This is a genomic window from Gemmata palustris (assembly GCF_017939745.1).
GTDB lineage: Bacteria > Planctomycetota > Planctomycetia > Gemmatales > Gemmataceae > Gemmata > Gemmata palustris.
Genome location: NZ_JAGKQQ010000002.1, coordinates 754,074 through 778,169 on the forward strand (window position 1 = coordinate 754,074; position 24,096 = coordinate 778,169).

Sequence of the window (24,096 nt, forward strand, 5' to 3'; positions counted from 1 at the left end):
GGTCACCCGACCGGGTTCAATGGCGGCAGTGCCCGCGCCCCGGGCCGGGTCGTTGAGGGGCGCAGTGTACGACGGGCAAGTTTGATGCGGGCGAATAGCTGATGCGCGTCCCACGATCCGGGAGCGCCCGCCCCCGGGCGAACGTAGACGCGACTTGTCAGGTCCGCAATCGCGCGAGACAGCTCGGGATCGGCGGCTCGGTGCTCGAATTCGGCGAGAGACGTGAAACCGAACCGATCGAGCCATTGTTCCAAAGCCACGAACACGGTGTGCGCGTCGTGAGAGCGGCACGCGCGTTGAAATCGGGTGAAGTAAGCGGACTCGGACGCGCTCCACGCGGCGTAGCGCCGGGTACCCCACGACCACAGACGCACGGCCAGAAACCCGCCCAGCGCGATCGCCCCGACGAGTGCCGCCCCCCAACGCCACCACCGGCCGCGTGCATTTGAGGCAGTGGAAATTGTGGTTGGCTCGGGCGCGGACACTGGAACGGCCGCTACCGTAAACGTCTTGCCGGGTAACTTCACGGTTTTCAGTTCGTTGGCCCCGAGGTCGAACCACGTCAGCGTTCGGTCCGGGACGGTCACGGTACCGGCTTCTTTGCACACGTAGGTAACCGTTTCGGTGCGCTGGCCCGTTAGTGCGCCGCGCTCGGTGCGATCGTTAACGACCGGCTCTTTGGGGTACGCGGCCAGTTCGTCGATCTCGTCGAGCCGGAACGGAGGGAACACCATCCCGGGCACGCCGTCCGCAGTCACGGTGAGTGTCCGCGTGAGTGCGTCACCGACTTTCAGCGCCTTCGGGTTCGGTTTCCAATCATCTGTCACCTTGAGATCGCGTGCAGCGATCACGGTCCCGAGCCCCTCCGCGCCCGGAGGAGTCTTCGCGGTGAATGACGCGCGCTCCGTGGTGACCTGTCGCTGAACAACAGGCTTGCCGAACCCGGCGTTCGACTCGAACCGGATCGCGAATGCCGGGATCTGGACGGTTCCCGGTCGTTGCGCGTAAACGGTGAACTCGTGGCGCTGGGTGGTGAAACTCGTGTCACCGATCGTTTCCGAACCGACGATGGAGCCGCTCGGAGGCAGCACGACCGCCCCTGGAATCGGCGGCATATCGAACGACGGCACGCCCGCGAACAGATCGGGGGTGTAAAGCGTGATCGCCAGCGTGACCCGCTGACCGACCCACGCGCCGTCCTTTGGGGCCAGTTCCACCTTCGCGCGCGGAGGCGGATCGGCGGCCGTTACAGGCGCGGCGAACAACAGGAGCGGAACGATGAACCTCACGGCGCCTTCTCCCCCGATTGCGCCTGGAACGCGAACTTCGCGCGCAGGAAGTCGGCCGGTTTCGTCTGCACGCGCCGCAACCACAGCCCGCGCAACTGCTCATCGTTCAGGGGTTCGTCGCCCGCGACCTCGGTTTTCTGCCCGCGGTTCGCGTTCTCCCCCTTCTCGAAGACGATTTTGTCGGCCTTCACCTGCCCCCCGGTCTCGTCCCCGCCGGTGAGTTTCAACCGGTCGCGCCGCACCACAGCAACCGCGCGGTTTTCTATGCACTCGGACCAGTCCGCACGAAGATTCAGCGCGCGATCGTAGCTCGCAATCGCGGCGTCGTACTTGCCGAGCATCACGAGACTGTTTCCGCGATCGAACGCGGCTTCCGGCGTGCCCACTGTGGCGAACGCGGTCGCGGCGTCCTTGAAATTGCCAGCGCGGTAGAGCGCGACACCACGCCGGTACGGGTCGACGTAATCTTGTGCAGCGACTTCAAACTGACCCGCTCGAAACAGGCGATCGGCACGCTGATCCGGTGAGGACCAGAGGTCCGGGTTGCGCGCGGAAGCCAGCGCGAGAGCCGCCCCCGCGATTACCAAGGCTCCCGCAAATAACGTGAGCGGTCGGCGCGTGCTCATGCTTCACCCCCGGCGGACCGCACCATCCACCCGCGCCGAAACAACAGCAGTGCCACGAGCGCGAGCGGGAAAACGAGCCAGTAGCCGAAGTCCTTCCAACGCTCACCCCCGGCCTGCTCCGAAACGGTCGAGAACCGCGTGTTGCGGCTGAGGCGCTGCACGTCCGCGTCGTCCGGCGACACGCGCACCACTGGCGCGTCGAGTACGGAAGCCGCTTGTTTGAGCGATTCCAGTTCCGGCCCCTCACCGGCCACCGCCAGCACGCTCACCGGCGCGCGCCCCTCCGCGCGGTACTTCTCCAGTGCCTTCTGTTCGTCCGGGGACGCGCCGTCCGCGATCCACAGCACCCACCCGGCTCGGCCGGACTTCTTCACCGTCTCGTCGGCCGCGGTCAGCGCAGCACCGGCGTTGGCCCCTTCAACGGGCATCACGTCCGGCGACAGTTCCGCAGCGAACGCGGTAACGATTCCCGCATCGGTCGTGAGCGGCATGACCCGGTGCGCACTGCCCGCGTAAGCGAAGAGCGCGGTCCGCGTCCCCGGGCGCTGTTGGAGCAGGTCGCACACCTTCTCTGTCGCGCGGGCGAGGCGGTTCGGTTGCACGTCCTCGGATTTCATCGACGGCGTGACCTTCACGACGATCGCGAGTACCGCGGTGTCCTCCGCGAACGGCGCCGGCTCGCGCGCCCATGTCGGCCCGGCCAGCGCGAGCACCGCGAGCACCCACCCGACGAGCAGTACGGTCACCGGCCGGAACCAACCGCGCTCCGCGCGCCCGATGAGTAGGTGCGGGAGCAGGTGCGGCGCAACGAGCTGCCGCCACGCGCGCCCCGCGTCCTCGGTCGCCCACAATCGCCACGTCAGCGCCCCGGCCGGGATGACCGCGAGCAACCACCACGGGCGGAGGAAGTGAAACTCCGCCATCACACCCTCGCGACTCGGGCAGGTGAACGCGCGCTCGATGGCGCACGCAAACGGTTCGCCAGCATTCCAGCAACCGCGGGCACGAAGCTCAGCGCGAATCCCGCCGCGAGCGGCCAGTGAAACAGGTCGCGCCGCGGGCGGTGCGAGATCGTTTGGGCCTCGCGCGTGGGCAGTTCGTCGAGTCGCTTGTAGATCGCGTCCAGTTCGGCCCGGTTACCGGCGTGCGAGTACGTTCCGCCGGTGGTGCCCGCGACCCGCTTGAGTGCCTCTTCGTCGAGCTTGTCCTCGCCCGCCGCATTGGGATCACCGACCGCGACCGTGTAAACGACGATCCCCTTATCCTTCGCGACCGCGGCGGCCTTTTCGGGCGGCACCTGGCTACCGGTGTCGTTGCCGTCGGTCAGTACGATCAGCACCTTTTCGGGCACATCACTCCGGTCGAAGACCGTGATCGCCAGCCCGATCGCGTCACCGAGTGCCGTTTTCGGCCCGGCCATGCCGACGCGCGTTTCGGCGAGCAGCTCGTGGCACACATCGAGGTCTTGCGTGAACGGCGCCTGAACGAACGGCGCGTTCCCGAACACGATCAGCCCCACGCGATCGCCCTTGCGCCGCGTCAAAAAGTCGGCGAGCACCTGTTTCACTGCGGTGAGCCGGTCCGTGGTCTTTCCGGCCTCATCGGTGAAGTCGCGCGTCCCCATCGAGCCGGACAGGTCCACCGCGAGCATCATGTCGCGGACCGGTATGGTCCGGTTGATCGGCGGTTCGAGCCACTGTGGGCGCACGAGTGCGAACACGACACACAGCCAGACACCGACGAGCGCGAACCCGCGCCCCCACCCGCCGCGCAGCACGACCGCGCCGGTCGTCGGCTCCTGACCGGTGAGGCGCGCGAGGCGCGGAACGAACGGTACCCGGAGCGCTTCGCGGTGCTCGCGGTACGCCGGTACCACCCACCGCACCAGAACGGGCAGCGGTAACACGGCAAGCAGCCAGGGATAGGCGAGTGTCAGCATCGGTGGTGCGTGATCCAGTGTCGAACGACGGCCGCGAGTTTCGGAACATCGGGCGCTGCGCCCGGCCGCGCGCGCTGGTAGATCGCGTCCCCCAAGAGCCGCCCGTCGCCGCTGGTGAAAGCGTCCGTTCCACCGGTCGCGTCGAGGAACCCGAGCCACGCCGCGCCCGTGAGTGACGCGACGCGCTCGCGCGGGAACGCCGCGAGCGCCGTCCGCTTCAACAGCTCTGCGATCTCGATTACAGCTACGGGCGCTTGGTGCGCGATCAGGTCGAGTTCTCGTAGCGCGTCGCGGCGGTATCGATTGCGGCGCCAGCGATCCACCGCGGCCCACACGCCGACACCGAATAACACCAGTGCGACCCCCGCGACCACGTACCACCCCGGTGCGAGGGGCCACCACGACACCGGAGGCGGAACGGCGATGTCGTGTAGTCGATCAAGGCTGCCCGGATCAGTATCAGCCACGACGCCCCCCCGGTCGGGCACCGAGCGCACGCAGAACCTGGTCGGTCACGTCCGCGTCCGTGCGAACCGGCAATACGGGAACCTCGCGCGACAACAGGAAGTTCTTCGCTGTGGCGAACCGCTCATCGAACTCCCGGCGGAACCCGTTCTGCACGGAGGCGCTGCCGGTATCGACTTCCATTTGCCGCGCGCCGTCCGAAACGACCAGGTTCCCCGCGGCCGGCAGGTCCGTTTCGAGCGGGTCGAACACGAACGCGATCAGGACGTCGTTGTGCCGTGCGATCGTCGTGACGAGTTGTTGCGTATCCGGGTCCGATCCGGCCGCGTCGGAGATCAGCACCACGAGGAAGTCGTGTGTCGCCACGCGCACCGCGCGCCGCAGGGCCTCGTTCAGCATCTCGGGACCGGGCTTGGTGGGTGAGTCCGCCCGAAGCTCGCGATTCCGCTGCGCCACCGTGCCCAACAGGTGCATCACGGTGGACCGCGTGCGCTGCGGGCGGATCTCCGTGATTTCGGAATCGTTGAACACGATCGCGCCGACGCGGTCCTTCACCGCAACCGTGCGCCACGCGGCGAGTGCGGCGCATTCGGCCGCAACAACCGACTTCATCGCCCTCACGCTGCCGAAGAACATCCCGATCCGCTGGTCGACCACGAGCAGCACCGGGCGCTCGCGCTCCTCGGTGAACACGCGACTGTGCGGTGATCGCATGCGCGCGGTCACCTTCCAGTCGATCGTGCGCGGGTCGTCCCCGGGCTGGTACTTGCGGATCTCCTCGAAATCCAGCCCGCGCCCGCGCAGTTTGGAAGTGTGCCCGCCCGCGAGCAGGCTCGTCACCGGCTGGCGCGGCAGGAAGCTGAACCCCCGCGCCTTGTGCCGGAGGGCCGCGAGTTGTTCCAGGGTGACGTACACCCCGGCACTGGCATCGGGGGCACTCACGGTACGGCCACCTTCTTGATGATTTCGGCCACCACTTGATCGGGCGCGGTGCCGTCCGCAGCGGCCTCGTAACTCAGGATGAGCCGGTGCCGCAGGCACTCCGGCGCGACGGCCCGCACGTCGTCCGGGGTCACGTGGTCGCGCCCCTGGAGCCAGGCGTAGGCCCGCGAGCAGCGGTCGAGGGCGAGCGTCCCGCGCGGGCTGGCCCCGACCTGAATCCACTTCTTGAGATCGGCCGAGAAGTCGCCCGGGCGCCGCGTCGCTGCGATCACACTGACGATGTACTTTTCTAGCGCTTCGGACACGAACGCCGTGTGAACTTCCGCCCGCGCATCGACCACTACTTGTTGCGGCAACTTCGCGACCTCGGCCGGTTTGGGGGCGCCCTCTTCGCCGCGAACGAGCCGAAGGATCTGGCGCTCCTCGTCGTCCGTGCCGTACCCGAGGATGACTTTCATCAGGAAGCGGTCCGTTTGCGCTTCGGGCAGCGGGTACGTCCCTTCCTGCTCAATGGGGTTCTGCGTCGCCATGACGAGGAACAGCGGCGGCAGCGCGTGCGTCGTACCGGCGACGGTCACCTGCCGCTCCTCCATCGCTTCGAGGAGTGCGGCCTGGGCCTTTGCGGGCGCGCGGTTAATTTCGTCGGCCAGCACGAGGTTGCCGAAAATCGGTCCCGGCTGGAACTTGAACGTCCCCTTCCCGCCCTCGTCGTAGTACACCTCCGAACCGGTCACGTCGGCCGGGAGCAGGTCCGGGGTGAATTGAATGCGGCGGAACTCGCTTTCGAGGTTCTTGGCCAGCGTTTTGATGGTGCGCGTCTTCGCCAGCCCGGGCAACCCCTCCATCAACACGTGCCCGTCGGCCAGGAGCGCGACGAGCAGCCGGTCGATCGCGGCCTGCTGACCGATGATCGACGTGCTAATGCGCTTTTTCAGTTCCAGGATCGAGTCGCGTGCGGACATTCAGAACCCCGTGACGTAGTTCAGGTAGCCTTCCATCCGGATGCTCATTTTCTGGACGGCGCCGAGCGGCCGGAGCGTGTGCGTGTAGACCACCGCGGACCCGCCGGCGCCGCCGGGGAGGAGGGCCATGTCCTCGTCGGAAAGTTTGAGGCGCACGGCGAAGCGCCCCCGCGGTTGGGCCTGGACGACTTCCGGCAGGTCGCCGGTCGGGGTGATCTGCCCCTGCCCGGTGATCGAGATCACGGTTTCGACTTCCGCCTTGAAGACCCGACCCGGGTACATGGCGAAAATCACCTCGGCCCGGCTGCCGGGGGCAATGTTCTGGAGCGGGTGCTGGGAGTACGTGGCCACCACGATGCCGCGCTGGGCGGTGCTGACGAACACCATCGCCGGGGTTGCGGGTGCGACCATCAACCCGGGACGGATCGCCAGATCGGTCACGAACCCGTCGTCCGGGGCCGTGACTGTGGTCTGCTCCAGGTTCAGCCTGGCAGTCGCCAGTTGCTGGCGTACCTCGGCGACCGCGGTGAACTCCCCGCCGATCTTCGACTCCAGCGCGAGCTGCGCGCGGTCGCGGCGGGCGAGCGCCTCTCGACGAGCGGACGTGGTGTTGTCGAACCGAGTCTTGGCGTCGAGGTAGTTGGACTCAGACGTTGACCCGGCGGCCCGCAACTGCTCCTGTCGGTCGAAATCCTTCCTGGCGTTCTCCAATGTCGCCTCGGCGGTGGCGACACCGGCCTGCGCAACCTTTAGATCGGCCTCCAGTTTCGGCAAATCGGTGTTCGCCGCGACGAGAGCCGCTTCCAGGCGCCGGACCTCGTACTCGTAGGGCCGCGCGTCCACCCGAAACAGCACGTCCCCCTTCTTCACCGGCGTGTTCGGGCGGACCGCGACCTCGACCACCTGGGCCGGTTTCGGCAGGTACGTCGAAATCGGGACGACGTACCGGAACACCCGGACGTCGGACGAGTGCGGGTGGCTGTAATTAGTCGCGAGCAGCAATCCGAACACGATGGTCACACCGGCCAGCGCGACCCCGATCTTGTTCGCCAGATTGAACGGGAGCACTTTGAGCCGGAAGTAGACGAGCCAGACCAGGGCGAAGTAGGTCAGGGTGATGATAACGATCACGACTTCGTCCCTCCGTTGTCCGGAACCGACTGCCCGGGCACGCGGACGAACGCCCACGCGAACGCGACCGGCCACAGGATCACGAACAGTAGCCCCACCCACCCGAGCACAGTGACCGCCTCGGCCTGCGGATGCGCCCGCTTGTGCGCGATCGAGCCGGGGAGCGACCCGAGCCAGACGAGTCCGACGACCGCGATGGTCAAGATCACCACCAGGAAGATCGCGGCAATGATGTCGAACAGTCAGTCGACGCTGTCGAGCATGAGATTGTTCTCTCGGAGCGTACCCGCGGGCGCTCGGTCGGCTCGCCAACGCGAACGACCGCGGGTCGAACGGAATGCCCTCGGATCTCACACGAGATCCGGCCTCACTTTACTTCTTCAAAACTCGACTCCCACGACCATCGAAGGGCCGGCCGCAACGAGTACGGCCGAGATCAGGAATCGCGAGCGCATGGATGACTCCGGTTCAGAGTGAGGCAGTACGGGCCGGGACACGCTCCCGACCCGTACCGATGTTATTTGCCCTTGAGACCGGATTCGAGCTTCTCGATGACCTGGTCGATCGAGAAACTGGCCGGGCGCTGGCGCGGCGGGAAGTCCTTGTACGTCTTGAGGTACGCGCCGACCTTCTCGACCGAGGGGAGCAACAGGTAGGCGTGGTCGATCAGCCAGCCGTGGTAATAGGCCGAGGCGTCGATGGAGTATTCGTAGGGGTCGCTCTTCAGATCGATGACCTGCGGCGTCCGCAACACCGTGAAGGGCTGGACCCAGACCTCCACGCCCTTCGCGTTCTGCGTCTGGTACGTGTACTTGAACCGGTCGTCGCGGTAGGCCACGAGGGCGCCGTCGTCACTGAAGTAGAAGAACTCGTGCCGGGGGCCCTTGCTGGTTTTGCCGGTGAGGTAATCGAGCTGGTTGTAGCCGTCCAGGTGGACCTTGAACGTCTTGTCTCCTGCAGTCACCCCCTTCGTGGCGCTCTCGCGCAGGTTCGGGTCGCCGCCGGCCGCGGCGACGAGCGTCACCAGCCAGTCTTCCGCGGAGAACAGCTCGGTGAAGTTCGTGCCGGGCTTGATGTGCCCGGGCCAGCGGACCAGCGCCGGGACGCGGAACGCGCCGTCCCAGTTCGTGTCCTTCTCGGACCGGAACGGCGACGCGCCGCCGTCCGGCCACATGCTCTTCATCGCGCCGTTGTCGGTGGTGTAGACCACGATCGTGTTGTCCGCGATCTTGAGGTCATCGAGCTGCTTCAGTAGCTCGCCGACCATCCCGTCGTGTTCGGTCATGCCGTCCGCTTGAGTCCCGAGCCCGGTTTTGCCCTTCGACGCGGGCTTGAGGTGCGTGAAGATGTGCATCCGGGTACTGTTGAACCAGCAGAAGAACGGCTTGTCGGCCTTGTGGCTGCGGTCGATGAAATCCTTCGCCGCGGCCAGGAACTCCTCGTCCACCGTCTCCATCCGCTTCTTCGTGAGCGGTCCGGTGTCGGTGATCTTGCCGTCGGACGTGCATTTCAGCACCCCGCGCGGGCCGAATTTCTTCTTGAACTCCGGATCTTTCGGGTAGTCCTCGTTCTCCGGTTCCTGTTCGGCGTTGAGGTGGTACAAGTTGCCGAAGAACTCGTCGAATCCGTGTGCCGTCGGTAGGAATTCGTCGCGGTCGCCGAGGTGGTTCTTTCCGAACTGACCCGTCGTGTACCCGAGGGGCTTGAGGAATTCTGCGATAGTCGGGTCTTCCTTCTGGAGCCCCACCTTTGCACCGGGCATGCCGACCTTCGTCAGCCCCGTGCGGAACGGGCACTGTCCGAGGATGAACGCCGCGCGCCCGGCCGTGCAGGACTGTTGGCCGTAGTAGTTGACGAACACCCCGCCTTCCGCCCCGATGCGATCGATGTTCGGCGTCGTAAAGCCCATCAGCCCGCGGCTGTAGGCGCTGACGTTCGATTGGCCGATGTCGTCGCCGAAGATGACGAGAATGTTGGGCTTCTTGCCGTCCTTCTGCGCGTTCGCGCTCACTTTTGCGTTGTGCGCGTTGATCGCGGTCAGTGCCGCAGCTTTGTCGGGACTTGCGCAGCAACCGTCCTCGGCACACGCCCCGGATTCGGTCGTCGCGCTCGTAGCCTTCGGCTCGGCGCGCAGCAGGGAATCGAACTTCCCACTGGCCCCGGCCCATCCACTCACCACCCCGACCGCCAGCGCGATCAGGACGGCGAGGTTCGACATGCGGAACATGGTGCCCCTCTCTGTTGAGTACGGGAACTCGGACGCCCGCGTGAGTCGCGGCCGTCGCTCTTTCACTGACGCTTTTCGTGCTCTGACAGGCGACTATTTCTTCGGCGGGAAGACCGCCTTCCAGTCGTCCTTGATGCTCGCGACCGCCCACCCGCGCTTCGGCGCATCATCCAACCCACGATCAAGTTTCCCGACGGGCGACTTGCGGTCGTAAGCGAACTCGCGCTCGGCGTCGGTGTGGTGAACGAGCAGCCCGAACCGCGCCCCCTTGCCCGTCGTGGTGTATTCGAGCATCTCGAGGTCGCCGTCCGAGTTGCCGAACGCCATGAGCGGTCGGCGCCCGATCGCGCGGGCGATCCCGACTGGCTTCCCCGCATGGTCGTCGATCAGATCGATGTGCGGCTCGATGACGACGGCCGATTTGCCGTCCTTCGCGGCGTACTTCGTCTTGAACGTGGTTCCGACGACCTGTTCGGGCGGCACGCCGTAGACCTTCTCCGCCCACGGGCGCATGAAATCGGCCGTTCCCCCGGACACGATGAACGTCTTGAACCCGTTGGCCCGCAGGTACGCGAGCACTTCGAGCATCGGCTGGTAGACGCACTCGGTGTACGGCCGGTCGTACTTCGGGTGCCGCGCGGTCGCGAGCCAGTCCGTTACGGTGGCCTCGAATTCCTCGATCGTCATTCCCGTGTGTGTGGCGATCAGGATCGCCGCCAATCCCTTCTCGCCGGACGCGGCGAGCGCCTTGTGGTCGCCCTCCAGGACCGCCTTGAACGGCTGCTGATCCTTCCACTCCGGGTGCTTGTCGGCCAGCGCTTTCACGCGATCGATTGCGAACGCGAACTGAACGTAGATCGGTTGCTCGCACCAGAGCGTGCCGTCGTTGTCGAACACCGCGACGCGCTCGGCGGGCGGGACGAAGTCCGGGGAGCCGTCGTTCGTGACTTTCGCGACGAACGCAGTGAGCGCCTTTTTCGGGGCCGTGTCGTTCCACGATGGGAGCGGGTCTGCGGGCGCAGTCCGGGCGCCCTTGGACGGAGCGGGAAATAAAGTTCCCCCCGCCACGAGCAGGAGGGGCAGGAGGATCGCGGACCGCATGGCGCGTCCTGACAACCGGACAACGGTGCTAACGGTCGGCCGGTTACCGTCCGCGAGCGGCCCTAAATCCTTGGGCTTCGTGGGCGATCCGTTCGGGAAGTGCGAGGTAGATGATGCGCCGATCGATCGAGAGTGACAAGCGAAAAGCCGGCGAGAAAATCAAAATCGATCTCGGCCCGAATCTTAAGGCATTAGTATGGTTTCAGAGACTGCCTACTCTCATGAACGGATGTAGGGCGAGGAGTTGATCCCATGCGTTCCAACTTGGGGACGGTTACGGTCGGACTCCCATGTCGGCCCCGATTCCCGGCCTCGCTCGCTCCGAACCGTTCTGACTACTGAATGCCTTCACCGCGCGAGTCCGAGCGCCGGTCGCGGCCCTCACGCTTTAAGCCCTCCACACGCGCATCACTCCGGTCGCGGCCGAGTTCCTCCGCACGGTCCTCTTGGGTGCCGTCGGTCAACGGGGGGCGGCTCAACCGGCCCCATCCCGCTCTTCCAACGCTTCGCCGGGGAAGGTGTCGCGGAGGGCGTCCGGGCGTGTTGATGTCCGTGTTCGAGACGTGCTGCCGTCGGACCCATTCGGTAGGTCCCCGCAGTTCTTCGCGATGGCGCGAACTTGCCCCCAACTGCGGCCTCAAGCGCTTCACACAGATACGGGTACACCTTCGGGAACACCGGCCCACGGGGGCGAAACACCGTACCTGTTGACCCGCGCCAACGGCGGGCCGCTCGACGCAACGCCCTTCGCCGCGCCGCGGGCGATATTCGGATAAGTGGCCTGGGCGAAGATTGGGCGATTTGCCCGTATCGAAATCCGCACTCGTACTAGAACAACACCTCTACGCACCCGCGCACGGGAACAAGAACAACAAATTTTAAAACCGTAGGTGCATACCGCGCATTCACTACGAGCGCCACGACCCGAATGCCCGTTGTCCGCGCGGGAACGCAGCGATAAAGTGACTTCACCCACGACACGTCTCTCCAGTCCCGCTCCGCGCCCGAGCGGGCCGCCGGCACCCCGGCCGCGCCGTGGATTCAGGGATTGCCCGCACACGAGACCCCAGCACTATGGCCGCGACCGTTCCCGATGGTCCCGTACTCAACGCGGGGATCTGGAAGATTTATCGCGAGTTCTTTGAACTCGCCGAGCGCCGGCGCCGGTGGGTGCTCGAGAGCGACATCCCGTGGGACCAGTGCAACCCGAACACGCCGCCGGAGATCGCCGACGTCGTCGAGTCGTTCTGCGCGGTCGAGCTGTTCCTGCCCGACTTCGTCGGCAAGGCGCTCCCGATGGCCCGCACCGTCCGCGGGCGGGCGTGGTTCCTGGCGAACTGGGGGTACGAAGAGTCGAAGCACTCCCTCGTGCTCCAGGAGTGGCTCCTCCGCTCCGGCGCGCGGACCGAGAACCAGCTCGAAGCGGTCGCGAACTGGGCCGTGGTCGGGGAGTGGGAGCTGCCGCAAGACGACGTGCGCGGGATGACCTGCTACACGATGTGTCAGGAACTCGCCACCTGGCTGCACTATCGCAACCTCCGACTGCTCTTGGGCAACACCGACCCGGCACTGAACAAGATCCTCTCGCTCATCAGCATCGACGAGCGCGCGCACTACGACTTCTACGTCAAGGTGATGAAACTGCACCTCGCCGACGACCGGGCCGGCACGCTCGAGCAACTCAAGCGCGTGCTCAACGGGTTCGCGATGCCGGTCACGCACCTGCTCGCCGACAGCGCGCGCCGGACCGCCGCCGTGAAGAACATGAACATCTTCAACGAGGCCCTGTTCTACTCGGACGTGTTGGTGCCCATCCTGACGACGCTCGGGATCGATAAAGCGGAGCTCCGGAACCGGGCGCTCCAGAAGAAGAGCCTGCCCCCGACGACGCCCCGATGACGGCCCCTCACACGCAGGACCGCGCCCGCGCGACCGATATGCCAATACACTCCCGTCGGACCGTCGTCACCGGCTTCGGGGTTCTCAGTCCGATCGGCTCCGACCCCGCCACCTTCTGGGAGGCGCTCCGGGCGGGCACGTCCGGAATTCGCACCCTTCGCGGGTTCGATCCTTCCGTGCTCTCGTGCCGGGTCGCGGGCGAGATCCCCGACTTCGCCGCGAAAACACTCATCGACAAGGGCTACCGCAAGTCGCTCAACGCGATGTCGCGGCCGGTTCAGCTCGGCGTCGTGGCCGCACAGTTGGCGGTGCAGAGCGCCGGGCTGGTAAAGGGCACGGTGCCGCCCGAGCGGTTCGGCGTCGTGTTCGCGTCCGTGATGAACGAGACCGAAATTGACGACCTAGCCCGGCTCAGCACCGCGTGCTCGAGCGGCCCGGGGCGGCCGATCGACATGGAAGCGTGGGCGCGTGCCGGGGTGCCGCAAATGCCCCCGATGTGGATGCTGAAGTACCTGCCGAACATGCCGGCGTGCCACGCGACCATCATGCACGACGCGCAGGGGCCGAGCAATTCGCTCACGCCCGACGACCTCGCGGGGGCCGCGGCCGTGGGCGAAGCGCTCCGCGTGATCCAGCGCGGGACCGCGGACGTCATGCTGGCCGGCGGGTGCGAATCGAAGCTCACGCCGGTCACGCTCGCCCGGATGGACACGTTCGCGCCGCTCACGCGCGAACACGAGCACCCCGAGCGCGCCGTCCGCCCGTTCGACCGCGACGCCTCGGGCACCTGCCTGGGCGAAGGCGCGGCCGTATTTGCGTTAGAGGAACTCGCCCACGCACAAAAACGGGGCGCGCCGATTTTGGGTGAAGTCGTCGGCTTCGCGTCCGGGGTCGATCGCGGGATGACCGGCGCGGGGCTCGCCCGCATCATCCGCAACGCGCTCGCCAACGCGGGAATCCGGCCCGGCGACATCGACCACATCAACGCGCACGGCGTCGGCGTGCCCGAGCTCGATCGTTTCGAGGCGCGCGGGATCGCCGCAGTGTTCGGGCGCGACGTACCGGTGTTCGCGCCGCTGAGCCGGTTCGGGAACACGGGCGCCGCGTCCGGGGCGCTGGAACTGGCGTGCAGCGTCCTCGCACTGCAACACGGGCAGCTCCCGGGAACGCTCAACCACGCCATCCCCGACGAAGACTGCCCGATCACCGTCCACACCGGCCCCCCGCGCCCGGTGACCAAGCCCTACGCGATCAAAGTGACCGCCACGGACCTCGGACAGTGCGGGGCCGTCGTAATCAAACGGTGGGAAACGTAGCGATCCGGGCGAACGGCCGGTGTCAGCCGGCCGGTGAGTCGAGTTAAATCGTAGCGTGTTGAACGAGCCGCGACCGCAACAGTAGTTTCAAGGCGTTGCGTTGGTTGTAAGTGTATTGTGTGGCAGGGTAATACATCGTGTGCGTGGGTATCGTGAGCGGATCCGTTGCGTGAGCCAGTCGAGCATCTCGGCCAACGGGAACTGGGCGACCCAGGCGGTCGGCGCGAGCCCGCGTGCCCGAGCGATCCGGAGCGTCAGGTACACCCACACCTGGCGCAACAGCAGGGCCACGCCCTCGAGCAGCAACCGGTACTCGGGGTTGGTGCTGGTGGTCCACCCGCGGGCCTGGTTCTTCTGCCGATAGCTGGTCTCGATCCCGAACCGCTCTCGGTACCGCCGGCGCCCCAACCGAGCCCGGTTCGCCTCCGACACGGCGGTCGCATCGCCCCACCCGCGGAACGCGTACACCCGGGCGTGCGATTCGCCCTTCCGTTGCCACACGAGCACCCGAGTCGATACCGCCTTGCGGCTCTTCTCGGTGACCCACTCCATGGTGGTGATGGTGCCGTGGGGTTGGGTGTAGCTGGCGTTGCGGCGGTTGGTACCGGTGCCCTTCTTGCGCATCGGGACCGTGTAGCTCAGGTTCCGTTCCTGCAACAGCAACAGGGTCTCCCCGCTGTCGAACCCGGCGTCCAGAACCACCCCGCGGACCGTGAGCCCGCGGGCCGCCACCTGGTCCAGAAGGGTCTGCACCTGCTGGTGCGGCTTGGTTCCTTTCGTCACGCTCATCAGCCCCACGGTGTACCGCCGGTGCTTGTGAATCAGTACCCCGGTGGCGTACGCGTGAAAGAACGAGGTCCCGGCCTTCTTGGGTCCGCCGATGATCCCCGGGGTGCTGCGATCCCCATAAAAGGGGACGTAATGCACATCGATGGCACACGTCCACCGGCGCCTCCGGTCCCGGCGCGTGAACCCCGCCACCTGGTGAAGGGCATCCACCAACCGGGCCGTGAGTTGGTCCCGGGAACCCCGGTTGGCGTGCATCGCCTGTCGCGCGGTCTCGTGGGAGAACCCGAAGTACCGGGTCACTACCGCGAACAACGTGCGGGTGGTGCCCGCGATCAACAGCACCAGGTCGAGCAACTGGGTGCGCGTGACCGACCGCTTGTAGTCGGTCCAACCCAGGGCCCGTTCCAACGTTCGGCGCGTCAGTGCGTGGACCACCGCCGGGGTGATCGTAGAGTAACCACGTCGCATGGGAGGCTCCCGTTCAAGTGCCTGAGAACCTTGAACTTAGGAACTCCCATGCGGCACTGCCAAATCACTTGAAACTACTGGCAAGGGAGCGGGAGGCGCAACCGGCCCCTGGTAGCACCCTGTTGAGCCGAGGCGTTTGGGCAACGGCACTAAACAGTCGTGCTGTCAACACAGTGTGGTGGGCCATACGCTGGGGGTCACTGTTTCCGCTCCCTTGCGGTCGCGGCTCGTTACAAAAATCCGAAACTGAAGCGAGCAATCGGTTCGCGACGTCGGACGGGTTCAGAGGCAATCTCTTCGACTGCCGGACCCCACCGGCCGGCTGGCACCGGCCGTTCGCCAACAGAGTAAGCGCAATGCGTAGGCGGGTCGTCATCACCGGAATGGGCGTCGTCACCCCGCTGGGGCACAGCGTGGGCGAGCTGTTCGCCGCACAAATCGAGGGGCGCACGGCCGTCGGGCCGATCACGCGCTTCGACGCCTCCGCGCTCCCCACCACGTTCGCCTCGGAAGTGAAACACTACGACCTCGCGAAGTACCTGAAGGACGCGACCCGGTACGCCCACAGCGGGCTGAACACCCGGTTCGCGCTCGGCGCGGCCCAGCAAGCGCTCGCGGACGCCGAACTGCTGGACGAGGGGCACGGCGATCGGGGGCGGATCGGCGTGTACCTCGGCGTCGGCGAAGGGCCGGAGAACTTCCCGGCCCTCATCAACAGCATCGCCGCCGCGGTCACGGGCGACGGCGACCGCGCCGACCCCGCTCGATTTATTGCCGCCCTGCGCCCGGCCCTCGACGCGCGGGGCGAGTCCGAGGTCGAAACGCACACCACCGTGGGCCACCTCGCGAACCAGTTCGCACTGGACGGCCCGAACGTGTCCTGCCTCACGGCGTGCGCGGCCGGGTCGCAGGCGATCGGCGAGGCGGCGGAACTGATCCGCGCCGGCGACGCGGACGCGATGATCGCGGGCGGGTCGCAGAGCATGTTGCACCCGCTCGGCGTCGCCGGGTTCACCCGCCTCAGTGCCCTCTCGCAGCGGAGCGACAGCCCCCAGACCGCGAGCCGGCCGTTCGATCTCACGCGCGACGGGTTCGTGATCGGCGAGGGCGCGGGGGTCGTGGTGCTGGAGGAACTGACTCACGCCAAGGCGCGCGGGGCCACGATCTACGCCGAACTGACCGGCTACGGGTCCACGGCCGATGCGTACCGCATGACCGACCCGCACCCGGCCGGTAGGGGCGCGATCCGGTGCATGGCGAACGCGCTCGCCGATGCCGGGCTCCGCGCGATCGACATCGGGTACATCAACGCCCACGGGACCAGCACCGCCGCGAACGACGCGATGGAAACGGCCGCGATCAAGTCGGTGTTCGGTAATTACGCCCACAAGGTGCCCGTTTCGAGCAGCAAGAGCATGCTCGGCCACCTGATCGCCGCCGCGGGCGTGGTCGAACTGGCGATCTCGGTAATGGCGATCCGCGCGGGCGTGCTCCCTCCGACCATCAACTACGAGACCAAAGATCCGGTCTGCGATTTGGACTACATCCCGAACGCCGCGCGCGAGGCGCGCGTCGATCACGTCCTCTCGAACAGTTTCGGGTTCGGCGGCCAGAACGTGTCCCTCACGGTGAGCCGCTACCGCGGGTGACAAACAAGCGGCCACTTCACAGCGCTCGCCCGCGAAGCGCGCAGGCGAGCGCTGTGCCCCACAACGCACTCACCCGGTCGGGTTCGGCGCCCGACCGGTCCAGCGCTCGATCCAGCGCGACAACACCCCCGCCCGCGCCAAACTGACGAACACCGCGACCGGCAGCAGCACCACCCCCAATACGAGGAAATCGAGTCCGGGGACATCTTCGCGTAGTGCGCGGTACCCGCGCCACGCGATCGTACCCACCCACCCGATTGCGACGGCGGCGCCGATCGCCCGGCGCCACCAGTCGCGCCGCCACAACGAAATCCCAACCGCGAGACCGACCGCGGTCACCAGAAGCGCCGGCTGCGGCGCGGTCAGATCCTCGAACGTGAGCGCACCGGACTTCACGAACGCCAGTGCCGCGAGTGCCACACTCAACCCGTCTGGAGCCAGCGCGACCCCGCGAACCCATGCGTAGAGGTAAAACGCACTCGCCGCGAGGAGCGTAACGAACAGCGGCGCCCCGCCGAGTCGGGCCGCGAAGTGCCCGAGGAACTCCGTATAGATCGCGTCGTTCCGGTGACCGATCCCCGAAAGTACGACCAACCCCAGTGGCGCGGCGAGGGCGACCCAGCGCGTGCCTCGGCTATTCTCAACCAAGCCGAGTTCCAAAAGCAAAATCGCGATCACGAACCCGAACGGCACCAGGAAGTAAGGCCCGAAAATCAGTTGGTCACTGGCGTTGGGCAGCAGGTGAAACGACCAGCACAGTAGAAACGCCCGCCCGCACACGGCGACCGCGAGGAACACAAACACCGACCACGGGTAGAACGGCCACGGCCACGGGCTACCGTTGCCGCGCACGTATTCTCGACTTCGGCGAATAGCAGGAATAAGCGTGAGGAACACCAACCCCGCGACCGGCGCGAACCCCCACAACCCCCACATCAGCGCCTCACTGTGCGGATCACTCACCACCGGCGCGAGCGCGAGCGGGTACAGGAAGAACAGCGCCAGCGCGAAGTGATACGGCAAGCGAAAGCGGAGCGGGAACCGCAGCCCGATGCCCCGCAAAACCAGCTCCGTCAGCGCGACCGCGAACACCAACCCGCCGATGAAGTACCCGCGCCCGCGCTCGGGGTTCAGCATGAGCAGTTCGTCGAACGTCACCGACGTCGCGAGAAACATCAGCACCACGAGCAGCAGCACGGTGCGGACGTCGTTCCACACGCGGGCGAACCGCACCAGCACCAGCGCGGCCAGCACGAGCAGAAGCGTGTACCCCGCCAGCCCGCCCATCAGTGCCCAGGAATCCGTGTCGCGTGCGTGGGCGCCGAACGACATGCGCAGCCCGAACAGGAACAACCCCGCACTAATAACGTAAAGCGGGTTGCTCGTGGACACCCACTGGAGAAGCGGAGGTGGCCCGCTCGCGGGTGGGGTCGAATCGGGAACATCGGGAACGGGAATATCAGCCGACGACATGGTACGACCCTCGAAACTACGGGCCAGAATAACGAGTCGGGGAGATGAAAGATGTGAGAACGGCTTCCCCGCTCGTGCCCGCTATCAGAAATGACGCCACCCGTGGCGCGCCAGTTCAAGGGCTTCAATGAGCCGCTCGCGGTAACAGAATGTAACAATTCGTGCGACGCGGCAAACTCTTCGTGCCGCCAGAACGTCGGAATACGGTACCATCGGGTGCATTTGCGTTACGACCTTTCCCGCCCCATCCGGGGCTTCTTCACGAGGGCTGGGCATGTTTCGCGCGAAGTGGCTGCTGTGGGGCGTTCCGGTCGCGGGCGCGGTCGGCCTGGGTGTGGGCGTCGATCAATGGCTCAGCGCGGCGGGCGAAGCGAAGCAAGACCTCAAACCCGCGACCACCCTCCCAATCACCCGCGTGGTGCTATTCAACAGCGGGGTCGGGTACTTCTCCCGAAGCGGTGAGGTGGAAGGCGAGGCCCGGGTCGACCTCACGTTCCCCGAATCGGATGTGAACGACCTGCTCAAGAGCATGGTCCTGGAAGACTTCGGCAACGGGCGCATCAGCGCCGTCTCCTACGACTCCCGCGAGCCCATCGCGCGCACCCTTTCGTCGTTCGCGATCAACCTGAACGGGAACCCGACGTTCGCCGGGATCATCAGCCAGTTGCGCGGGGAGCGCATCGAGGTTGCCGTTAGCGCGACCGCGGCCAACCAACCGGGTAAGCTGAATGGCACCATCGTCGGGGTCGAGAAGCAGAAGGTTCCGGCCGGCACCCAGACCATCGACGCCGAAGTGCTGAACATGTGGTGCGCGGAGGGGATGCGCGCCATCAAGATGGCCGATATCCAGTCCCTGCGGTTCAGCAACCCGGTCATCGAGAGCGAGTTCCGGCGCGCCCTGGAGGTGCTGGCACTCTCGCACGACAGCCAGAAGAAGGCCGTGCAACTACACTTCGCGGGCGAGGGCAAGCGCAGGGTCCAGGTCGGCTACGTGATCGACGCTCCCATTTGGAAAACCAGCTACCGACTCCTCATGAACGAGAAGGAGAAGCCGTACCTGCAGGGCTGGGCGATGGTCGAGAACCCCACCGACGAGGACTGGTCCACGGTCAAGATGGCGCTCGTCTCCGGGCGCCCGATCTCGTTCAAGATGGACCTGTACAACCCGCTCTACGTGGATCGACCCACCGTCGAGCCCGAACTTTTCGCCTCGCTCCGCCCCGTCACTTACTCCGGCGGGTTCAACGGTACTAAATTCGGCAACGACCTGCGGCAGGTCGAAGACCTCGCACGCGCGCCGATGGGCGGTGCGCCAATGGCGGCTCCGGCCCCTGGTGGTCCGGGCTTCGGTGCGCCGGGCCGGGGCGCCGGCGGCATCCCCGGAGGGGGCGGTTCCGGTGGGTTCGGTGGCGGCGACGGCAGGATGAAGCTGGCCGAGCCCCAAGACAAGCAGAGGGAAGTCGACCGCAAACGGTACGCGCAAGACTTCGGGCGCGAACTCGCCGGCAAGATGAACGCCGGCACGGTCGGCAACGCGGCGACGGCGGGTGCGCTGGGGGACTTCTTCCAGTACACGATCGACCACCCGGTCACGCTGGCCCGGCAGAAGAGCGCGCTGCTCCCCATCGTCGGGAAGGACATCGAAGGCACGCGGGTTTCGATCTACAACGCGAGCGTGCAAGGGAAGCACCCGCTGTTGGGTCTGCGGCTCAAGAACACGAGCGGCGCGCACTTGAACCAGGGGCCGATCACCGTGTTCGAGGGGAGCGTGTACGCGGGCGACACGCGCGTACTGGACGTTCAGCCCAACGAAGAGCGCTTGCTGAGTTACGCCATCGACCTCGGAACGGAAGTCGATCCCAAGGCCGGCGCGGGCAAGCAGAAGATTACGAGCGTCAAGGCCGTGAAGGGCATCGTCACCACCGTGACCAAAATCACGGAAGAGACGACGTACAAGGCGATCAACCGCTCGCAGACGGACCGCACGCTGTTGATCGAGCACCCGAACCGCACGACCCAGCAGTTCAAGCTCGTGGACACCGATAAGCCGGCCGAGGACACGCCCGAGGTGCTCCGGTTCCAGACCCAGGTGAAGGCCGGCGAGACCAAATCGTTCACGGTCAAGGAAGAGAAGGACATCGCGCAGTCCTTCAGTCTGACCAACGGGGCCGAGAACCAGATCCGCTACTTCATCTCACTCTCCGAAGCGAGCCCGGGGCTCAAGGAGAAGCTCCACGAGGCCCTGAAGATCAAGGGCGACTGGGACACGAGCCTGCGCGAACTGCGCCAGGTGCAGTCCGACCTCCAGCGCCTGAGCGTGGACCAAGACCGCATCCGAAAGAACCTGCGTGAGACCCCGAAGGAAGCGGACGTGTACGCGACCTACCTGAAGAAGCTCTCGACCCAGGAAAAGGAAATCGACGCACTGACGGCCAAGGAGAAGGAACACACCGCGGCCGAGTTCAAGGCGCGTAAGAAGTACGAAGACTACCTCGCCAACATCGGCGACTGATGCGAGGTTCCACGAAACGAGCTGGCCCGCGAGCTTCTGCTCGCGGGCCAGCTCGTTTCATATCCGCTAACTCAGCAACACCCAGCGCGAGCTACGCGGAAATCCGAACGCGGCCCCGGGCTTGCGGCCGGTGCCGGAACAGTCATGCTGGGGAGCCAGAGGGCAACCGATGACCGAAGCGGAATGGCTGGCGTGCGAAGCCCCAACCTCGATGCTCCGGGCGATCGGCGAAGGGGAAAAGGTGCTCTCGGCTGCCGACACGCGCCGGGCGCAGTTGTTCTTATGCGCGTGCTGCCGGCGCGTCGAAGTGATGCTCCCGAACTTCTGGAACCGGGCCGAACCGGATACGGTCGAGCAGTCCGCGGATGGGCTAGCTTCGGACCAAGAGTACCAGGAAAGCGCGCACCGCATCCGCGACAGTGTGAGTGTGGTCCACCGGCGCTTCATCGATGAGGGCAGACCTATACACTGCGAGACCGGGCAGACCGGGGCGGAACTGCCCGTGCTGCGCGGGCTCCGTGAGGCGCTGGTGGAGGCGCGGCTCTTCCACGTGAGCGGGCGGGACACAACCACGGGGACCGCCCTCGCGCTTCAAACGGCCACGAATGAGAGCGAATTCCGGGAGAAAGTGTTCGGCACCTTCCGCGCCGAACAATCCGCCCAAGTCGCACTTCTCCGCGACATTTTCGGGAACCCGTTCCGCCCCGTGGCCTTCTCCCCCTCGTGGCGCACCTCGACCACTGTGGCGCTCGCGTCCCAAATGTACGAGTCGCGCGACTTCAGCGCGATGCCGATCCTGGCCGACGCGCTCCAGGACGCGGGCTGCAACAGCGCCGAGGTGCTCGACCACTGCCGCGGACCGGGGCCACATGTGCGCGGGTGCTGGGTCGTCGACTTGGTATTGGACAAAGAATAGTGGGCGAGGGGATAAATCATTTGTATTTTTACGTTCACTAGTATACAATTTAACAATTCGCACACGCGGACCAAGTGTCCCAAGAGGTGGGGTAGGAGAGGCACGAGGATGGAAGCGAAATGTTAGCCCGATACCTACCCAAAGTGCGAAAATGTCAGCGTTTGTTAGCCTCAAACGCGGGACAATTTGGAGAGGGAATTGTCAAAAGACTGGAAATACTAGTCTTTCGCGCGTGAGTCGCGACGGGCGGCCGCCCCCGGTCCCAAAATGTTAGCAAATGTTAGCCTGCTCCCCCGGTCCCTCAGTTGACCGGGGTCCGCGCCCGCGATACGGTCGAATGCGGTTCCTTGTTTTCGAGGGTTTCAACATGCGGCCGATCGTCGTGTTACTCGCGGCTCTCGCACTGGTGCTCCAGCCCGGTCGCGCGCCCGCGCAGGGGTCCGGTACGAGCGGGTTCCAGATCGTGGACGCGAAAGTCGAAAAGGGCAAATTCATCTGGAGCGAATCGAAGGCGGTGCCGGTCGCCAAAGTGATCGAGGTGACCGTGAACGTCAACGGTGTCAACGTCGTCGAGAAGCGCACGGTGATCGAGTACGCGGCGACCACCACGACCCAGGGCCAAGACCTGAAGGGGCTCACGGCCACGGACGCGAACGGGAAGGTCATCGGTGCCGACAAACTCGCGGAGCTGCTGAAAGAGCCCGCGCCGGTCGTGCTCGTGTCCGGCCTCATTTCGGACAAGCACCGCGCGCTGTTCAAGGACAAGACCGTATTCGTGGAACTGCAGTTACCGAAGCCCCCGGTTCCGCCGGCCCCGCCCGTCGATCCGAATTAGGACGGCGACCCGGCTGTGCGTTCGCGGCCCGAACGTTCTGGGCCGCGAACGCTTAATGGTGCGGTGTGCGCAGTGAAGGATTCCCACAGCACAGGTCGGTGTAATTTGCCGCTTCCGCATCAAATGCAACTGCCGTTGACACTGCCGCGGGCGGTGGGTACATCCCGCCGCATGGTTACGTTGCGCTCTTGCGCCGGTCACCGGGCGGTGCTTGTGGGGCCGCTGATCGGCCTCGCGATCCTGGTCGGGTGCCACACCCCACGACAGTCGGAGCGCCCGCGAACGGGATCGCACCGGGTGCTCGCGTCGGAAGACGGGCCGCCCATCGTGCCGCCCGGCGTGGTGCTCATGTCCCCGGCGGACCTCGTGGACGGGCTGCGCAAGCCGCAACACGTGCTCGCGCTGTCGAGCGGCGGGTTGTACGGCGCGTACTCGGCCGGCGTGCTCGACGGGTGGACGCGCGCCGGGACGCGCCCCGAGTTCGACGTGGTGACGGGTACCAGCACCGGCGCGCTGATCGCCCCCTTCGCGTTCCTGGGGAGCGAGTACGATGCGCAAGCGATGAAGCTCTACACCGGCGTGCGCACCCAGGACATTTTCCGCGTGCGCGCCTGGGTGACGATCCCGTTCCGCGACGCGCTGGCGACCTCGCTCCCGCTCCAGAAGCTGATCGACTCTCAAATCACCCAGGAGTTGTTGGAGCGGATCGCGGAGGAGCACCGCAAGGGCCGGCGCCTCTACGTCGGCACCACCGATCTGCGCACCCGGCGCGCGGTGATCTGGGACATGGGGGCGATCGCGTGCCGCCCGTGCCCCGAGGGGTGCATGCTGTTCCGCGACGTGCTGCTCGCGTCGTCCTCGATCCCCGGGGTGCTCCCGCCGGTGCCGTTCCGCATCGCGATCGACGGGCACCGCGAAACCGAGTACCACGTCGACGGCGGGATCACCGCGCCGCTGTTCATGCCCCCGGGCGTGTTCGAGAGCGCGGGGGCGGGGGCCGGCGCCGGCGCGGACCCGATGCTCACGAAAGCCAACTTCTACGCGATCGTGTCCGGCAAGCTGTACCCCGACGAAGGGATCGTCCGCCGGCGCATCCTCCCCGTGCTCAGCGCGAGTACGGGCGCGGTGCTGTTCGCGCACTGCCGCGCGGAACTGGCGAACACGTACTGGCAGTCGCAGCTCGCGGGGATGCGGTACCACATGGTCGCGCTCCGCCAGGACACCGACATTCAGGTGAACACGGCCGTGAGCTTCGACCGCGAAATCATGATGAAGCTCTACCGAGAGGGGCTGAACGACGGGCAATCCGGGCCGAACTGGAAGTACATTCCGCCGGCCCTCAGTCCGTGCGACGGCAACTACGCGCGCGGCGGCCTCCGGCTGCGGACCATGCCGCCGGTGCCGGTCCCCGTACCGTGAGTCACGGTCTCTTGAATGTAGTCCGCTCGCTCCGCGAGCGGTTCGGCAATCGCGTGTAGGTGAAAAGACAAAGCACTCGTCGATTAACACTGCGAGCCGCACGCTCGCGGAGCGAGCGGACCACACTCCGAAGCGAAC

At 66.1% G+C, this 24,096-nt stretch carries 20 protein-coding genes; 7 read left to right on the forward strand and 13 right to left on the reverse strand.

Features of this window, described 5'->3' with window-relative positions:
• Positions 1–2: 2 nt before the first annotated feature.
• The 11 genes from J8F10_RS37545 to J8F10_RS37595 form a co-directional block, all read right to left on the reverse strand.
• On the reverse strand, positions 3–1,289 hold the full coding sequence (locus tag J8F10_RS37545) for a BatD family protein (RefSeq protein ID WP_210663501.1): 1,287 nt from the start codon (positions 1,287–1,289) through the stop codon (positions 3–5).
• Positions 1,286–1,915, reverse strand: coding sequence for a tetratricopeptide repeat protein (locus J8F10_RS37550; protein ID WP_210663502.1), 630 nt, complete (start codon positions 1,913–1,915; stop codon positions 1,286–1,288). Before J8F10_RS37550 ends, J8F10_RS37545 begins: the two co-directional genes overlap by 4 nt.
• Positions 1,912–2,838 carry a VWA domain-containing protein gene (locus J8F10_RS37555; protein ID WP_210663504.1) on the reverse strand — a complete coding sequence of 309 codons (927 nt, stop codon included), beginning with the start codon at positions 2,836–2,838 and terminating at the stop codon, positions 1,912–1,914. The genes J8F10_RS37550 and J8F10_RS37555 overlap by 4 nt, the downstream gene beginning before the upstream one ends.
• Complete coding sequence (locus J8F10_RS37560) at positions 2,838–3,854, reverse strand: vWA domain-containing protein (protein ID WP_210663506.1); 1,017 nt, start codon at positions 3,852–3,854, stop codon at positions 2,838–2,840. Before J8F10_RS37560 ends, J8F10_RS37555 begins: the two co-directional genes overlap by 1 nt.
• Positions 3,848–4,321: a DUF4381 domain-containing protein gene (locus tag J8F10_RS37565; RefSeq protein WP_210663508.1), complete on the reverse strand. Its 474-nt coding sequence runs from the start codon at positions 4,319–4,321 to the stop codon at positions 3,848–3,850. The genes J8F10_RS37560 and J8F10_RS37565 overlap by 7 nt, the downstream gene beginning before the upstream one ends.
• Positions 4,314–5,261, reverse strand: a complete 948-nt coding sequence (locus J8F10_RS37570; RefSeq protein ID WP_210663510.1) for a DUF58 domain-containing protein — start codon at positions 5,259–5,261, stop codon at positions 4,314–4,316. The genes J8F10_RS37565 and J8F10_RS37570 overlap by 8 nt, the downstream gene beginning before the upstream one ends.
• Positions 5,258–6,223, reverse strand: coding sequence for an AAA family ATPase (locus J8F10_RS37575; RefSeq protein WP_210663512.1), 966 nt, complete (start codon positions 6,221–6,223; stop codon positions 5,258–5,260). The genes J8F10_RS37570 and J8F10_RS37575 overlap by 4 nt, the downstream gene beginning before the upstream one ends.
• Positions 6,224–7,354 carry an HlyD family secretion protein gene (locus J8F10_RS37580; protein WP_210663514.1) on the reverse strand — a complete coding sequence of 377 codons (1,131 nt, stop codon included), beginning with the start codon at positions 7,352–7,354 and terminating at the stop codon, positions 6,224–6,226.
• Positions 7,351–7,596 (reverse strand): DUF3302 domain-containing protein, encoded by a 246-nt coding sequence (locus tag J8F10_RS37585; protein ID WP_261363282.1) that lies wholly within the window; start codon positions 7,594–7,596, stop codon positions 7,351–7,353. Before J8F10_RS37585 ends, J8F10_RS37580 begins: the two co-directional genes overlap by 4 nt.
• 275 nt (positions 7,597–7,871) lie before the next feature.
• The gene (locus J8F10_RS37590) at positions 7,872–9,581 is read right to left on the reverse strand and encodes an arylsulfatase (protein ID WP_246524792.1); all 1,710 of its coding nucleotides are present in this window, start codon (positions 9,579–9,581) and stop codon (positions 7,872–7,874) included.
• 93 nt (positions 9,582–9,674) lie between these two features.
• Positions 9,675–10,682 (reverse strand): HAD family hydrolase, encoded by a 1,008-nt coding sequence (locus J8F10_RS37595; protein ID WP_210663518.1) that lies wholly within the window; start codon positions 10,680–10,682, stop codon positions 9,675–9,677.
• 1,074 nt (positions 10,683–11,756) lie between these two features.
• Here J8F10_RS37595 and J8F10_RS37600 point away from each other — a divergent pair.
• Together J8F10_RS37600 and J8F10_RS37605 are read left to right on the forward strand one after the other, a co-directional pair.
• Positions 11,757–12,581, forward strand: coding sequence for an acyl-ACP desaturase (locus tag J8F10_RS37600; protein ID WP_210663520.1), 825 nt, complete (start codon positions 11,757–11,759; stop codon positions 12,579–12,581).
• Positions 12,578–13,897: a beta-ketoacyl-[acyl-carrier-protein] synthase family protein gene (locus J8F10_RS37605; RefSeq protein ID WP_210663522.1), complete on the forward strand. Its 1,320-nt coding sequence runs from the start codon at positions 12,578–12,580 to the stop codon at positions 13,895–13,897. The genes J8F10_RS37600 and J8F10_RS37605 overlap by 4 nt, the downstream gene beginning before the upstream one ends.
• Before the next feature lie 87 nt (positions 13,898–13,984).
• Here the strand turns inward: J8F10_RS37605 and J8F10_RS39640 are convergent, their stop codons facing one another.
• The gene (locus J8F10_RS39640; RefSeq protein WP_246522717.1) at positions 13,985–15,154 is read right to left on the reverse strand and encodes a transposase; all 1,170 of its coding nucleotides are present in this window, start codon (positions 15,152–15,154) and stop codon (positions 13,985–13,987) included.
• A gap of 356 nt (positions 15,155–15,510) precedes the next feature.
• Here J8F10_RS39640 and J8F10_RS37620 point away from each other — a divergent pair, with 356 nt between their 5' ends.
• On the forward strand, positions 15,511–16,803 hold the full coding sequence (locus J8F10_RS37620; RefSeq protein ID WP_210663524.1) for a beta-ketoacyl-[acyl-carrier-protein] synthase family protein: 1,293 nt from the start codon (positions 15,511–15,513) through the stop codon (positions 16,801–16,803).
• Positions 16,804–16,872: 69 nt separating this feature from the next.
• Here J8F10_RS37620 and J8F10_RS37625 read toward each other — a convergent pair whose 3' ends face one another.
• Positions 16,873–18,276 (reverse strand): hypothetical protein, encoded by a 1,404-nt coding sequence (locus J8F10_RS37625; RefSeq protein WP_210663526.1) that lies wholly within the window; start codon positions 18,274–18,276, stop codon positions 16,873–16,875.
• Positions 18,277–18,550: 274 nt separating this feature from the next.
• Between J8F10_RS37625 and J8F10_RS37630 the strand changes: the two genes are divergently transcribed.
• The 4 genes from J8F10_RS37630 (at position 18,551) to J8F10_RS37645 (ending at position 23,958) form a co-directional block, all read left to right on the forward strand.
• Positions 18,551–20,788, forward strand: coding sequence for a DUF4139 domain-containing protein (locus J8F10_RS37630; protein WP_210663527.1), 2,238 nt, complete (start codon positions 18,551–18,553; stop codon positions 20,786–20,788).
• A 169-nt stretch (positions 20,789–20,957) separates the two neighbouring features.
• Complete coding sequence (locus J8F10_RS39645; RefSeq protein ID WP_246524794.1) at positions 20,958–21,704, forward strand: hypothetical protein; 747 nt, start codon at positions 20,958–20,960, stop codon at positions 21,702–21,704.
• A 337-nt stretch (positions 21,705–22,041) separates the two neighbouring features.
• Positions 22,042–22,539, forward strand: a complete 498-nt coding sequence (locus J8F10_RS37640) for a hypothetical protein (RefSeq protein ID WP_210663529.1) — start codon at positions 22,042–22,044, stop codon at positions 22,537–22,539.
• A 213-nt stretch (positions 22,540–22,752) separates the two neighbouring features.
• Positions 22,753–23,958: a patatin-like phospholipase family protein gene (locus J8F10_RS37645; RefSeq protein WP_210663531.1), complete on the forward strand. Its 1,206-nt coding sequence runs from the start codon at positions 22,753–22,755 to the stop codon at positions 23,956–23,958.
• Positions 23,959–24,096 lie beyond the last annotated feature (138 nt).

Bases quoted from the DNA above. Each gene is read 5' to 3' on its own strand.
- J8F10_RS37575 (WP_210663512.1), bottom strand. From the start codon at position 6,223: ATGTCCGCACGCGACTCGATCCTGGAACTGAAAAAGCGCATTAGCACG.
- J8F10_RS37640 (WP_210663529.1), top strand. From the start codon at position 22,042: ATGCGGTTCCTTGTTTTCGAGGGTTTCAACATGCGGCCGATCGTCGTG.
- J8F10_RS37605 (WP_210663522.1), top strand. From the start codon at position 12,578: ATGACGGCCCCTCACACGCAGGACCGCGCCCGCGCGACCGATATGCCA.
- J8F10_RS37625 (WP_210663526.1), bottom strand. From the start codon at position 18,276: ATGTCGTCGGCTGATATTCCCGTTCCCGATGTTCCCGATTCGACCCCA.
- J8F10_RS37555 (WP_210663504.1), bottom strand. From the start codon at position 2,838: ATGGCGGAGTTTCACTTCCTCCGCCCGTGGTGGTTGCTCGCGGTCATC.
- J8F10_RS37630 (WP_210663527.1), top strand. From the start codon at position 18,551: ATGTTTCGCGCGAAGTGGCTGCTGTGGGGCGTTCCGGTCGCGGGCGCG.
- J8F10_RS37590 (WP_246524792.1), bottom strand. From the start codon at position 9,581: ATGTTCCGCATGTCGAACCTCGCCGTCCTGATCGCGCTGGCGGTCGGG.
- J8F10_RS37595 (WP_210663518.1), bottom strand. From the start codon at position 10,682: ATGCGGTCCGCGATCCTCCTGCCCCTCCTGCTCGTGGCGGGGGGAACT.
- J8F10_RS37550 (WP_210663502.1), bottom strand. From the start codon at position 1,915: ATGAGCACGCGCCGACCGCTCACGTTATTTGCGGGAGCCTTGGTAATC.
- J8F10_RS37620 (WP_210663524.1), top strand. From the start codon at position 15,511: ATGCGTAGGCGGGTCGTCATCACCGGAATGGGCGTCGTCACCCCGCTG.
- J8F10_RS39640 (WP_246522717.1), bottom strand. From the start codon at position 15,154: ATGCGACGTGGTTACTCTACGATCACCCCGGCGGTGGTCCACGCACTG.
- J8F10_RS37560 (WP_210663506.1), bottom strand. From the start codon at position 3,854: ATGCTGACACTCGCCTATCCCTGGCTGCTTGCCGTGTTACCGCTGCCC.
- J8F10_RS37600 (WP_210663520.1), top strand. From the start codon at position 11,757: ATGGCCGCGACCGTTCCCGATGGTCCCGTACTCAACGCGGGGATCTGG.
- J8F10_RS39645 (WP_246524794.1), top strand. From the start codon at position 20,958: ATGACCGAAGCGGAATGGCTGGCGTGCGAAGCCCCAACCTCGATGCTC.